General features: G+C 65.3%; 14 protein-coding genes. 2 read left to right on the forward strand and 12 right to left on the reverse strand.

Annotation, left to right across the window (positions count from 1 at the left end):
• Positions 1 to 55 precede the first annotated feature (55 nt).
• From ABSY17_RS23020 to pcaD, 11 genes are all read right to left on the reverse strand, one after another.
• Positions 56 to 772, reverse strand: coding sequence for an ABC transporter ATP-binding protein (locus tag ABSY17_RS23020; RefSeq protein WP_378946020.1), 717 nt, complete (start codon positions 770 to 772; stop codon positions 56 to 58).
• The gene (locus ABSY17_RS23025; protein WP_378946023.1) at positions 753 to 1,517 is read right to left on the reverse strand and encodes an ABC transporter ATP-binding protein; all 765 of its coding nucleotides are present in this window, start codon (positions 1,515 to 1,517) and stop codon (positions 753 to 755) included. The genes ABSY17_RS23020 and ABSY17_RS23025 overlap by 20 nt, the downstream gene beginning before the upstream one ends.
• Positions 1,514 to 2,521, reverse strand: a complete 1,008-nt coding sequence (locus ABSY17_RS23030; RefSeq protein WP_378946026.1) for a branched-chain amino acid ABC transporter permease — start codon at positions 2,519 to 2,521, stop codon at positions 1,514 to 1,516. Before ABSY17_RS23030 ends, ABSY17_RS23025 begins: the two co-directional genes overlap by 4 nt.
• On the reverse strand, positions 2,522 to 3,385 hold the full coding sequence (locus tag ABSY17_RS23035; protein ID WP_378946028.1) for a branched-chain amino acid ABC transporter permease: 864 nt from the start codon (positions 3,383 to 3,385) through the stop codon (positions 2,522 to 2,524). It abuts the gene before it with no gap.
• A 64-nt stretch (positions 3,386 to 3,449) separates the two neighbouring features.
• Positions 3,450 to 4,622, reverse strand: a complete 1,173-nt coding sequence (locus ABSY17_RS23040; RefSeq protein ID WP_378946030.1) for an ABC transporter substrate-binding protein — start codon at positions 4,620 to 4,622, stop codon at positions 3,450 to 3,452.
• Between the two features lie 150 nt (positions 4,623 to 4,772).
• On the reverse strand, positions 4,773 to 5,945 hold the full coding sequence (pobA, locus tag ABSY17_RS23045; RefSeq protein ID WP_378946033.1) for a 4-hydroxybenzoate 3-monooxygenase: 1,173 nt from the start codon (positions 5,943 to 5,945) through the stop codon (positions 4,773 to 4,775).
• A 91-nt stretch (positions 5,946 to 6,036) separates the two neighbouring features.
• Entirely contained in the window at positions 6,037 to 7,101 is a 1,065-nt protein-coding gene (locus tag ABSY17_RS23050; protein WP_378946036.1) for a 3-carboxy-cis,cis-muconate cycloisomerase, read from the reverse strand.
• A gap of 3 nt (positions 7,102 to 7,104) precedes the next feature.
• Positions 7,105 to 7,722, reverse strand: a complete 618-nt coding sequence (gene pcaG, locus ABSY17_RS23055) for a protocatechuate 3,4-dioxygenase subunit alpha (protein WP_378946039.1) — start codon at positions 7,720 to 7,722, stop codon at positions 7,105 to 7,107.
• Positions 7,722 to 8,474: a protocatechuate 3,4-dioxygenase subunit beta gene (gene pcaH / locus ABSY17_RS23060; protein WP_378946042.1), complete on the reverse strand. Its 753-nt coding sequence runs from the start codon at positions 8,472 to 8,474 to the stop codon at positions 7,722 to 7,724. Before pcaH ends, pcaG begins: the two co-directional genes overlap by 1 nt.
• A complete protein-coding gene (gene pcaC / locus ABSY17_RS23065) occupies positions 8,464 to 8,880 on the reverse strand; it encodes a 4-carboxymuconolactone decarboxylase (protein WP_378946045.1) in 417 nt (138 codons plus the stop codon). Before pcaC ends, pcaH begins: the two co-directional genes overlap by 11 nt.
• Position 8,881: 1 nt before the next feature.
• Positions 8,882 to 9,685: a 3-oxoadipate enol-lactonase gene (gene pcaD, locus ABSY17_RS23070; protein ID WP_378946047.1), complete on the reverse strand. Its 804-nt coding sequence runs from the start codon at positions 9,683 to 9,685 to the stop codon at positions 8,882 to 8,884.
• Between the two features lie 93 nt (positions 9,686 to 9,778).
• Between pcaD and pcaQ the strand changes: the two genes are divergently transcribed.
• Positions 9,779 to 10,696 carry a pca operon transcription factor PcaQ gene (gene pcaQ, locus ABSY17_RS23075; protein WP_378946050.1) on the forward strand — a complete coding sequence of 306 codons (918 nt, stop codon included), beginning with the start codon at positions 9,779 to 9,781 and terminating at the stop codon, positions 10,694 to 10,696.
• A 79-nt stretch (positions 10,697 to 10,775) separates the two neighbouring features.
• Positions 10,776 to 11,528, forward strand: coding sequence for an SDR family NAD(P)-dependent oxidoreductase (locus ABSY17_RS23080; RefSeq protein ID WP_378946053.1), 753 nt, complete (start codon positions 10,776 to 10,778; stop codon positions 11,526 to 11,528).
• Between the two features lie 87 nt (positions 11,529 to 11,615).
• Here ABSY17_RS23080 and hisD read toward each other — a convergent pair whose 3' ends face one another.
• Positions 11,616 to 12,905, reverse strand: a complete 1,290-nt coding sequence (hisD, locus tag ABSY17_RS23085; protein ID WP_378946056.1) for a histidinol dehydrogenase — start codon at positions 12,903 to 12,905, stop codon at positions 11,616 to 11,618.
• Between the last annotated feature and the right edge of the window lie 93 nt (positions 12,906 to 12,998).

Here is a 12,998-nt window from a genome sequence, read left to right on the forward strand (position 1 = left end):
TGGGAAAGTGGTCAGGCCCGGTCACGCGAACGTGTCGCCGCGTGACCGGGCGGCCTCAGTGCAGGCCGCCAACTCCGAGCAGTTTTTCGACCACATCAGGTTGGGCAGAAAGCTCCGCAGGCGTGCCCGACCAGGCAATGCGGCCGCGTTCGAGGATGATCGCATGGTCGGCGAAATCGAGCGCGCTCTGGATGCGCTGCTCGACCAGCACGACGGTCATCTCGCCGCCCGAGGCGAGCCTGGAGAACACCTCCATCAGCTCTTCGCAAATCACAGGCGCCAGCCCCTCCAACGGCTCGTCGAGCAAAAGCACGGTCGGCTTGCCCAAAATGGTGCGCGCGGTTGACAGCATCTGCTGTTCGCCGCCCGAGAGCTGCGAACCCAGATTCTTCCGGCGCTCCTTGAGGCGCGGGAACATGTCGTAGGCTTCCTCGATCGCCGCGCGGTCGCGGTCCTTGAGGCCGACGAAGAGGTTTTCCTCGACCGTCAGCGAAGGAAAGATGCAGCGCGCCTGCGGCACGTAACCGAGGCCGCTGCGTGCGCGCGACGAGCTTTCCATGCTGCTCATGTCGGTGCCGCCGAGGCGGATCGAACCGCCATAGCGCTTGGTCTGGCCGGCGATGGTGGCGAGCAGCGTCGTCTTGCCCATGCCGTTGCGGCCAAGCACGGCGAGGCGCGAGCCGGCGGGCACGGAGAGCGAGACGTTCTCCAGCACGCGCGTCGGCCCGTAGCCGGCGCTCAGGTCGGAGATTTCAAGCGGCGCTGCGGTCATTGGCGTAGCTTCCGAGATAGGCTTCACGCACACGCGCGTCCTTGGTGACATCGGCAGGCGAGCCGTCGAAGATGATGGCGCCTGCGGCGAGCACGATGACGCGCTTGGCGAAGCGGAAAACGAGATCCATGTCGTGCTCGATCATCAGCACGGCGAGGTCGGATGGCAGGCCGGCAAGGGCCGCCTCGATGCGCGGGGTATCGCTCTGCGGCACGCCGGCCGCCGGCTCGTCGAGCAGCAGCACTTTCGGCTTCAGCGCCAACGCAAGCGCGATCTCCAGCAGGCGCTGCTGGCCATAGGCGATCTCCGAGACCTTGCGCGTAGCGATATGGTCGAGGCCGAGCGTGTGCATGAGCTCGGCCACCTCGGCCATGACGTCGGGCATCGCCTGGTAGTGGCCGAAGATGCGGCCGGTGCGGCCGGTGCGCTGCATGACGGCCAGCGCCAGATGCTCTTCCGGCGTCATGTCGGGGAACAGCCGCGTCACCTGGAACGAGCGGACCAGCCCCTGGCGGACGCGCGGCGTCGGCCCAAGCGCGGTGACGTCGTTGCCGCCGAGAATGACCTTGCCGGAATCCGGCTCGAGATGGCCGGTGACCAGATTGACGAAGGTGGTCTTGCCGGCGCCATTCGGCCCGATCAGGGCGACGCGGTCGCCCGGGCTCATGGTGATCGACACGTCCTGCGTGACGGCGAGGCCGCCGAAAGATTTTTTGAGGTTTTCGACCTGGAAGACCGCGCTCATTTGCCGGCACCCTTGAAACGATCGAGAAGCACAAGCGCCGTGCCGTAGAGGCCGCGCGGGGCAAACAGCACAACGGCGATCAGCAGCGCACCGACGATGGTTAGCCAATGGAACGGATTGGCCGCCGAAACGAAGTCCTCGAACCACATGAAGCTGACGGTACCGATGAGGGCGCCGTAGAGCGAACCCGTGCCGCCGAGGACGAGCATGACCAGCGACTCGGCCGAAAGCGTGAAGCTGAGCGAGTCGAGGCCGACGACCTGGGTCGAGATGGCGTTGAGCGCACCACCGACGCCGGCGACCGCACCCGAGATGACATACATCTTGAGCAGCGTGCCCTGCACCGAAGCCCCCATGGCGCGGATGCGGATGGGGTCTTCCTTGATGCCGCGGCACAGCATGCCAAAGGGCGAGCGGGTGAGCAGGCGCAAAAGGATGAAGACGACCACGATCAGCGCCACGGCAAAGCCGTAGGCGGTGCGGCCCCACAGGTCGAAGGCAAAGATGCCGAAGATCGGATCGGGCGAGATGCCCGACAGACCATCGCTGCCGCCGGTATAAGCTGAAGCCTTGTTGGCCGCCTCGTGGAACAGGTGGACGACGGCAATGGACAGCACCAGCTGGGCAAGCCCGTGGCCGCGCAGGATGACGGCGCCCGAGACGATGCCGGCGACGGCGCCGCCGACCGCACCGATGACGACCATCAGCAGCGGATCTGTGATGCCGAAGTGGACGGCCGCGATGCCGGCCGCATAGGCGCCAGCGCCGAACAGTGCCGCATGGCCGAGCGTGGCTATGCCGCAGAAGCCGGTCACGAGGTCGATCGACAGCACCAGAAGGGCTACGCCGAGGATGCGCGTCAGCAGCGCCAGGTTGTTGGGAAACAGGAAGTAGCCGATTGCCGCGACCGCCAGGATCGCAACGAGGCCGATCAGGTCGCGCATGAGCCAGTTGGGGCGCGCGGTCGCCGGCCTGGCGACGGAGGTGTGTTCGATGGCAGCCATCTACTTGCTCCTGCCCAGGAGGCCGCGCGGGAAGACGCAGACGATTGCGATGACGGCGAGGTAGAAGAAGAACTCGCCATATTCCGGCAACAGGTAGCGGCCAGTGGTGTCGATGGCGCCGAGCAGCAGGCAGGCGAGCAGCGCGCCGGGGATGGAGCCCGCCCCGCCGACCGAGACGACGACCAGGAAGGTGACCATGTAGCGCAGTGCGTAATAAGGCTCGATCGGCAGCAGTTCCGCGCCGACGATGCCGCCGAACGCGGCAAGGCCGACAGCAACCGCAAAGCTCACCGCATAGACGATCTTGGTGCGCACGCCGAGCGAGGCGGCCATGGCGGCATTGTCGACCGAGGCGCGCAGCTTGACGCCGAACGAGGTCTTTTCGATCAGGTACCAGAGCGCTCCGGCAACGACGACACCGCAGGCGATGGCAAACAGCTTGTGGGCGGCGATCGAGCGGAAGCCGAGATCGACCGGGCCGCGAAGCGTATCGGGCAGCGGGATAGTCTTCAGCGTCGGGCCAAATACATAGTTGGCGATGCCGATAACGCAGAAGGTGATGCCGATGGTCATCAGTACCTGCGTCAGCTCCGGCGCGCCATAGATGCGGCGGTAGAGGAAACGCTCGACCGGAATGGCGATCAGGATGGTGCCGACGACCGCGACCAGCACGGCAACGGCATAGCCGAGGCCAAGCGTCTGCGCGGCATAGGAGGCGATATAGCCGCCGATCATGGCGAAGGCGCCATGGGCGAGGTTGACCACGCGCATCAGGCCCATGGTCACCGAAAGGCCGATCGAGATGACGAACAGCACCATGCCGTAGGCAAGCGCGTCGATCCCAACACTGAGAACGGTTTGCATCGTTTTATCCAGCAGTTGCCCGGATGCCTTGCGGCATCCGGGCTCTGTCGTTGGCGTAGCGCTGTTACTTCACTGCGGCAAGGCCGGGGTCGCCCTGCTTCTCGAAGGTAGCGATTTCCTTGTTGTAGTAGGCGCCATCAGCGGCCTTTGCGACCTCGCGCAGATAGATGTTCTGCGTCATGTGGCGGCTTTCGGCATCGATGGACACGGGACCGCGCGGGCTTTCCCAGGCAAGGCCCTTGACCGCATCGACCGCCTTCTGCGCGTCCTGCTTGCCGCCGGTCGCCTCGATCATCTTGTAGATGACGTGCATGCCATCATAGGCGCCGACCGAGGGGAAGGACAGTTCGGCCGGGTTGCCGATCGCCTTCTGCGCAGCCTCGACGAACTTCTTGTTCTCGGCCGAGTCGTGCGAGACGGCATAGTGGAACGTCGTCAGCAGGCCTTCGGCCGCCTGGCCGAGTGCGGGCAGGTCGGATTCCTGGGTCAGATCGCCGGGCGCCAGGAACTGGACGCCTGCTTTGGCCAGGCCGTTGTCGTTGTAGGCCTTGACGAAGCCCAGCGTCGTCGGGCCGGACGGCAGGAAGGCGAAGACGGCATCGGCGCCGGAATCCTTGACGCGCTGCATGATCGGGCTGAAGTCGTTGGTCGACAGCGGCATGCGGATGGAATCGACGACCTCGCCGCCTTCGGCTGCGAAGGTGGTCTTGAAGGCGTTCTCGGAATCGACGCCCGGACCATAGTCGGAGACCACGGTGATGACCTTCTTGATGCCGCGCTCCTTGGCGACCTTGGCCATCGGGGCCGACGTCTGCCAGGTGGTGAAGGAGGTGCGCACGACCAGCGGGCTCTTGGTGACGATGGCCGAGGTGGCGGCGTTCATGACGACCAGCGGCACGTTGGCCTGCTCGAGCAGCGGGGTGACGGCCATCGCGTCGGGGGTGAAGTAGAAGCCGGCGAGATACTGCACGCCTTCCTTGACCACCAGTTCCTGGGCCAGCGCCTTGGACTGGGCCGGATCGGCCTGCGGCACGTCGCGGTAGACGATCTCGATGTCGCTGTCGCCGACCTTCGAGCCGTTCAGCGCCATCCACGCGTCGATGCCGGCCTTGAAATTCTTGCCCTGGATGGCGAACGGGCCGGAGAACGGGCCGACGACGCCGACCTTGATGGTATCGGCAAGGGCCGTTCCGGACAGTGCGAGCACCGCAAGCGCGGTCAAAAGGGACTTCTTCATGTTTCCTCCGTGTGGCCGAACCGGCGCGGCAAAAGCGCGTCGGTCTATCGGTATTGTGCCAAGTGTCATGCCCGAAACGGTAATGTAAAATGAAAAGAATCGCGCAATCTATAACCAAGCGGATATGCGCCTTGCGCGATTGTTACCTGATCAATAGGACAACCCGACGTAATTCTCTGCCAGCGAGGCCGATGCCGCCTCGGAGTGGACGAGATAGTCGAGTTCGGCCTCCTGGATGCGCTGGCCGAAATCGTCGGTGTCGGGGAAGCGGTGCAGCATGGTGGTCATCCACCACGAGAACCGCACCGCCTTCCAGACGCGCGAAAGGGCGCGCGCCGAATAAGCATCGATGCCGACCCTGGACTTGTCCTGGTAGAACTCGCGCAGGCCCCAGAACAGATAGCGCACGTCGCTGGCGGCAAGATTGAGACCCTTGGCGCCGGTGGGCGGCACGATGTGGGCGGCGTCGCCGACAAGGAACATGCGGCCGAAGCGCATCGGTTCGGCGACGAAGGAGCGCAACGGCGCGATCGACTTTTCGAAGGACGGACCGGTGACGACCCGTGCGGCGGCCTCCGGCGGCAGGCGGCGGCGCAACTCATCCCAGAAGCGCTCGTCGCTCCAGTCCTCGACCTTGTCGTCGAGCGGGCACTGCACGTAGTAGCGGCTGCGATGGGTCGAGCGCATCGAGCACAGTGCGAAGCCGCGGGGGTGGTTGGCGTAGATCAGCTCGTGATCGGCCGGCGGCACCTCGGCGAGGATGCCGAGCCAGCCGAAGGGATAGGCGCGCTCATAGGTCTTGATCGCGCCCTCGGGCACGGACTTGCGGCTGACGCCATGGAAACCGTCGCAACCGGCGATGAAGTCACAATCGATGCGATGGGCAATGCCGTCCTTCTCGTAGGTGACATAGGGCGCGTCACGGTCGAAGCCGTGCGGCTGTACATTCTTGGCCTCGTAGACGGTGGTCAGGCCGGCCGCCTGGCGCTTGTCCATCAGGTCGTGCGTGACTTCGGTCTGGCCGTAGACCATGACGCGCTTGCCGCCGGTCAGGGCCGCAAGATCGATGCGGTGAAGACGACCGTCGAAGGCGAGCGAAATGCCTTCATGCGGCAGGCCCTCGGCATGCATGCGGGCGCCGGCGCCGGCTTCATCGAGAAGGTCGACCATGCCCTGCTCAAGCACGCCGGCGCGGACGCGGCCAAGCACGTAGTCGCGGTCGACACGTTCGAGGATGACGTTGTCGATGCCGTTGTTGGCGAGCAACTGCCCGAGCAGCAGGCCCGAGGGGCCGGAGCCGATGATGACCACTTGCGTGCGCATTTCTTATCCTTCTTGGCGCGATACCCATACGTCGTCGCGCGGCCATCCCTGGCCGGCAATCAGTCTGGACACCTGGTTGTCTGCGCTCGGGCTAGAGGCCTGGTCGAGCGCCTATGCTTGCGATCTGGGCGGCAAGCGCGTTCGCCTGCCTGAGTGATGCCGCTGCCGCCACCGCCATTTGCGGCAGCAACAGCCATTCGAGCGTCCAGGCCGAGCCCGAACGTTCCTGTTCGTGGACCAGCGCCTGGTGCATTCCCGAGAGTTGCGTGGCGTTGAAGCGCGCCAGCGTGACCAGCACTTCGGCCGCCACCGGGTTCTGCTTGTGCGGCATGGCCGACGAACCGCCACCGCCGGCGAGCGCGATCTCGGAGCCGTCCTGCGCCATCAGTGCCACGTCCTGGCCGAACTTTCCGAGGCTGCCGGTAATCAGCGAAAGCAGGCTGGCGAAGTCGGCGAGCCGGTCGCGCTGGCTCTGCCATTGTGGTGCGTCGCCCAAACCGAGCTTTTCAGCCAACGCGCTACGCACGCTTGCCGCCTTGTCGTCCAGCTTTTCCAGCGTTCCGGCCGCACCGCCGAACTGCACGACCAGAAGCTCGGGCCGCAGCACGGCAAGGCGGGCGCGGTGCCGTTCGAGCGGTCCGCGCCAGGCGCAGATGCGATCGGCGACGGTGATTTCGATGGCCGCCTGCATACGTGTGCGGCCCATCAGAGGATTGGCGCCGAAGCGGTCTTCGAGACCGGCCAGTGCTGCGACCAACTGTGCCAGCAGCACGTCGAGCCGGTCGAGGACGGGCCTCAGCCGCAGCACCAGCGCCGTGTCGATGACGTCCTGGCTGGTGGCACCGAAATGCACGGCCCCGCCATGTAGCGCGCCGACGGCGGCACGCAGCTGGCGCACCAGTTCCGGCACGACGACGCCGTCGCGCGCGACCCCCGCCGCGAGTGCGGCCATGTCGGGCTCAAACGAGGTCAGTACCGCAGCGATGGCCCGTGCCGCGTCGACAGCGATCACGCCCTCGTCCGCCTCGGCCTCGGCGAGCGCGCACTCGAAGGCAAGCATCGCCGCCACTTCCGCCTCGACGGAAAACTGGCGCGCGGTCTCCTCGTCACCGAGCAGGACTGACAGATAAGGGTGATCGAATGGCGAAACTGTCATGGCTCAGATGTCAAAAAACACCGTTTCGTTTTCACCCTGGAGGTGGATGTCGAAGAGGTAGGTGCCATCCCCCCTGGCTTCGGCGATCAGGGTCGGCACGCGCAGGCGGTGCTCGATGCGGGCGAGCACCGGATCCTCGGCATTGGCCTGTTCCTCGTCGCCGAAATACATGCGGGTCTGCAGGCCGAGGTTGATGCCGCGCGCGACGATCCAGAAGGTGATGTGCGGCGCCATCAGCCGGCCGTCCTTGAACGGCGCGCGGCCCGGCTTGATCGTCTCGAAGACGCATTCGCCCGAAACCATGTCGGTCGGCTTGCGCCCCCAGCCGGTGAAGTTGGGGTCTGCGGTACCGCGCAGTTCCGACGGCGAATTGTAGAGCCCGTCGCTATCTGCCTGCCAGATCTCGATCAGCGCGTCCTTGAGCGGCGTGCCGGTGCCGTCGAGCACCCGGGCCTTGACGGTGATGCGCTGGCCCTTGGTCTTGTCGTTGACCATTTCCGTGCCGAGATCCCGGTCGTAGACGCCGGGGATGCCGCAGAAATTGGGCGTAAGGCCGATATGGACGTAGGGGCCCGCGGTCTGCGATGGGCTTTCCTTGAGGCGGTTCAGGGACTGGACCATCAGTTGCCCTCCATGCGGTTTTCGAACAGCGACGAGCGGCGGCCACGCAGCACGATGTCGAACTTGTAGGCGAGCGAATCCATCGGGATCGTCGAATGCATGTCGAGGGCCGCAACCAGCGTCTCGACGGCCGCCCTGTCGGGGATGGTCTTGACGATCGGGCACTTCCAGATCAGCGGGTCGCCCTCGAAATACATCTGGGTAATCAGCCGCTGGGCGAAGCCGTGGCCGAAGACCGAGAAGTGAATATGGGCGGGGCGCCAGTCATTGACGCCGTTCGGCCAGGGATAGGGGCCCGGCTTGATGGTGCGGAAGGCATAATTGCCGTCCTCGTCGGTGATCGTGCGGCCGCAGCCACCGAAATTCGGGTCGAGGGCGGCGATGTAGCCTTCCTTCTTGTGGCGGTAGCGACCGCCGGCATTGGCCTGCCAGAATTCGAGCAGTGCGCCCGACACGCCCTTGCCGCGCTCGTCGAGAACACGGCCGTAGACAATGATGCGCTCGCCGATAGCGCTCTCGCCCGGCTTGGCGAAATTGTGGATCAGGTCGTTGTCGAGCTCGCCCAGCATGTTGTGGCCGAAGACCGGGCCGGTGATCTCGGAGATCGTGTTGTCGAGCGACAGCAGCGCCTTCTGCGGCGAGCGCAGCACCGAGGTCTTGTAGGTCGGCGTAAATGCCGGCGGATGCCAGTCGCGGTCGCGCTGGAAGAAGGCGCCGGTCTCGGGCTTGCGGTTGAAAAGATCAGCGGGCATCGGACTTGCTTGCCTCCTCGTCCATTTGCGCAAAGACCTGCTTGGCAATCTTGATGGCCTGGTTGGCCGCCGGCACGCCGGCATAGATCGCCACATGCAGGAAGGCCTCGCAGATGTCCTCCCGCGTTGCCCCTGTATTGGCGGTGGCGCGCACATGCATCGCCACCTCCTCGTCGTGGCCGAGAGCGGCCAGAAGCGCCAGCGTCACCATCGAGCGCTCGCGCTTGGTCCAGCCCGGACGCGCCCACACCGTGCCCCAGGCGGCTTCGGTGATCAGCTCCTGGAACGGCTGGTCGAAATCGGTGGAGGCGCCCTGCGCACGGTCGACATGAGCGTCGCCGAGCACGGAGCGCCGGACGGCGAGACCTTCGCGATACCGGGACGAGGCTGGCGCCGATGCATTCATGTCAGTTCACTCCAGATGGAAGGCGGGCAATGAAGCGCCTGATAAGTTCGACCAGCGCTTCGGGCTGCTCGACGCAAGGGATATGGCCGGCGCCGTCGATGATCTTGAAACGCGAGCCGGGGATGAGGTCGGCCATGGAACGCACCAGCGCCAGCGGGGTCGAGCCGTCCTGGTCGCCGACGACGCAAAGCGTGGGGACCGCGATTGCCTTCGCCGCCTCGGTATAGTCGGCGTCGCGTAGGGCAGCACAGGTGCCGGCGTAACCTTCGACCGGCTGGCGCGCGAGCATGTTGCGATAGCCGGCGAGATCGGTCCCGCGCTTGGCGTGGAATTCGGGCGTGAACCACAGCTTGAGAACGCCGTCGGCAATCGAGGCGATGCCATCCTTCTCGACGGTGGCGATGCGGGCATTCCAGGATTCCGTCGTGCCGATTTTGTGGGCGGTGTCGCAAAGGATGAGCCCGCGCACCAGATCGGGACGCCTGGCATAGAGCCCCTGCGCGATCAGCCCACCAACCGACAGGCCACAGACGATGGCGTTCTTGACCTTGAGATGGTCGAGCAGCCCTTCGAGATCGCCGACATGGTCGTCCATCGAATAGGGTGCCGCGCCCACGTCCGACAGGCCGTGACCGCGCTTGTCGTAGGTCACGACGGGAAAATCGCCGGCAAGCCGGACGATCACGTCGCGCCAGATGCGGAAATCGGTGCCGAGGGAATTGGCGAAGACGATGACCGGCTTGTCTGCGGGGCCGCCGATAAGCTGGTAGTGCAGCGTGACGCCGCCGATGTCGATGAACTGCACTGTGTTTCTCCTCGATGTCAGAGTGGAATAGATGTTTGGTTTGGTAAAATGATATTTTGTGGCTTTCTCTTAACTGCTGGGTTATGAGAAAGCATGATCGAAAGCCGCGTCCGGTTCCGCCATCTTCAGACTTTCCTAGAAGTCGCGCGCCAGAAAAGCGTGGTCAAGGCGGCCGGGCTTTTGAACGTCAGCCAGCCGGCGGTGACCAAGACGATCCGCGAGCTGGAAGAAGCACTCGGCGTCACCGTGTTCGAACGCGACGGACGCGGCATCAAGATCACGCGTTCGGGCGAAATCTTCATGCAGCATGCCGGCATGGCGATCACCGCACTCCGCCAAGGCATCGACTCGGTCGCCAATGCGCGCGCCGAAAGCGGGCCGCCGATCCGCATCGGGGCGCTGCCGACGGTTTCAGCACATATCATGCCACGCGCCATGGGCCTGTTTCTCGAAGAGGACACCGGCAGCACGATCAAGATCGTCACCGGCGAGAACGCCGTTCTGCTCGAACAGTTGCGCTTGGGTGAACTCGACCTCGTCGTCGGCCGACTCGCCGCACCTGAGAAGATGACCGGATTCTTCTTCGAGCATCTCTATTCCGAGCAGGTCGTTTTCGTGGTGCGACCAGGCCACCCGCTGCTCGGGGCGCAAGAGGACGTGTTCGAACGGCTGAGCGAATTTCCGCTGCTCATGCCGACGCGCGGCTCGATCATCCGGCCCTTCGTCGAGCGCTTCTTCATCACCAACGGCGTGGCCTCGATCCCGACCGAGATCGAGACCGTTTCGGATTCCTTCGGCCGCGCCTTTGTGCGCCAGAGCGATGCGGTGTGGATCATCTCGCATGGCGTGGTCAGCGACGAGATTGCGGCCGGCACGCTGAAGATGTTGCCGATCGACACCAGCGACACGCGCGGGCCGGTGGGGCTGACGATGCGTACCGACACGCAGCCTTCGGCGCCGTTCTCGATCCTGCTCAAGACCATCCGCGAGGCAGCATCCGAGCGCGGCTGAGCGCCGGAGCCATTCGTCGCGCCCCCTCGCAATGGGAGGAGGCATCCGCTACATACGGGTCAACCCGAGCGAGGATCCGATGGCCGACAATAACGAACCGCGAAAGACTATCGTGCTGACCGGCGCGAGCCGGGGCATCGGCCATGCGACCGTCAAGCGCTTCTCGCGCGAGGGCTGGCGCGTCATCACCTGCTCGCGCCAGGCCTTCTCCGACGATTGCCCCTGGCCCGCCGGCCCCGAGGATCACATCAAGGTCGACCTCGCCGACCAGGGCGACGTCGGCAGCGCCGTCTCGGAAATCCGCCAGCGCCTGGAAAAGGACGGCGGCATGCTGCATGCGCTGGTCAACAATGCCGGCATTTCGCCCAAGCACCAGGGCGGCGGCCGCATGAACTCGATCGACACGCCGATGCATGTGTGGCGCGACGTGTTCCAGGTCAATTTCCTCGCCCCGATCATGTTGGCGCGCGGCCTGTTCAAGGAACTGGCGGCGGCAAAGGGCTCGGTGGTCAACGTTACCTCGATCGCCGGTACCCGCGTCCATCCCTTCGCCGGCACGGCCTATGCCACCTCAAAGGCGGCACTCGGCGCGCTGACGCGCGAGATGGCGGCCGACTTCGGGCCGCACGGCATCCGCGTCAACGCCATTGCCCCCGGCGAGATCGACACGGCGATCCTGTCGCCGGGCACCGACAAGATCGTCGAGCAGATCCCGATGCGCCGGCTGGGATCGACGTCAGAGGTCGCCGACATCATCTATTTCCTGTGCTCGGGCCAGGCGTCCTACGTCACCGGCGCCGAGATCCACATCAATGGCGGCCAGCACGTCTGAGCTGACATTCCGGGCCCGAACAGACTGACAACGCAAGAAGGGGCGCTCGGTGGCGCCCCTTCTGCCGTCCCCATCCCCTATCCAGGTTCAGCCGAGCTGCATCCGCTCCATGCGCAACGCCGCCGCGCGCCGGTGCCCCTCAAGACCTTCGCTGGCGCTCTGACGGATCGCCGGCGGGGCGACCGCCTCGACGCCGGCACGTTCGAGCCACTGGTGGGTGCAGACCTTGACGTATGAGCCGACCCACAGCCCGCCGGTGTAGCGGCCAGCCCCCATGGTCGGCAAAGTGTGGTTGGTGCCGCAGCATTTGTCGGAATAGACCACGCTCGCCATGGTGCCGATGAACAGCGAGCCATAGTTGCGCAGCTTCCTGGCCGTTGCCTGCGGGTCGACGGTGTGGACCTGCAGATGCTCGGCGGCGATGAAGTCGGAATAGGCGATCATCGCCTCTTCATCCACGCAGACGACGATCTGGCCATAGTCGCGCCAGGCGGGAGCGGCGACATTGGCGGTGGGCAGGCCGGCGAGCTGGCGCTCGATCTCGACCAGGGTGTCATGGGCGAGTTTTGCGTCGGTGGTGATCAGGCCGACGCGGGTGCGCACGTCGTGCTCGGCCTGGGCGAGCAGATCGGTGGCGATCATCGCGGCATCGCCGGAAGAATCCGCAACGACGAAGATCTCGCTTGGACCTGCGAGCTGGTCGATGCCAACAGGGCCGAACACCTGGCGCTTGGCCTCGTTGACATAGGCATTTCCGGGCCCAACGATCTTGTCCACGGCGGGGATGGTCTCGGTGCCATAAGCCATGGCGGCAATCGCCTGGGCGCCGCCGACACGGAAAATGCGGTCGGCACCCGAGAGATGGCAGCCGGCGATCATCGCCTGATGGGCATTCGGCGGCAGGCAGGCAATGACCTCGTCGCAGCCGGCGACCTTGGCTGGCACGATGGTCATGACCGGGGCCGACAGCAGCGGATAGCGCCCGCCCGGCACATAGGCGCCGATGCGGGCAATGGGGATGACGCGGTGGCCGAGATGCAGGCCCGGCAGAGGCTCGACCTCGAGCGGCAGCATCGTCGCCAGCTGCGCCTCGGCGAAGGCACGCACCCGCTCGATGGCAAAACGCGTGTCGGCGGCGGTCTGCGGGTCGAGTGCGGCGACTGCGGCTTCTCGCTCGGCCATGGAGACCTCGAAGTTTTCGACCTCGGCGCGGTCGAACATGCGGCTGTATTCGCGCAGCGCTTCGTCGCCGCAGTCGCGCACGCCGGCGAGAACATCCTTGACCGTGCGTTCGATCTCTCCGGTGTCGGCGACGGCGGCGGGGCTCGGCGCCTTGAGGTGATGGATGCGCGCGGCGAGTTCGGGGGAAAGGGTCATCTTGCTTCCGCTTTAAATGATGGATTCCAGCTGAGAGTGGCGGAGTGCGCTGCCCCAGACAATCAAAGCGGCAGGGCCTGTCTAGTATTCTAA

This window comes from Mesorhizobium sp. ANAO-SY3R2 (assembly GCF_042466635.1).
GTDB lineage: Bacteria > Pseudomonadota > Alphaproteobacteria > Rhizobiales > Rhizobiaceae > Aminobacter.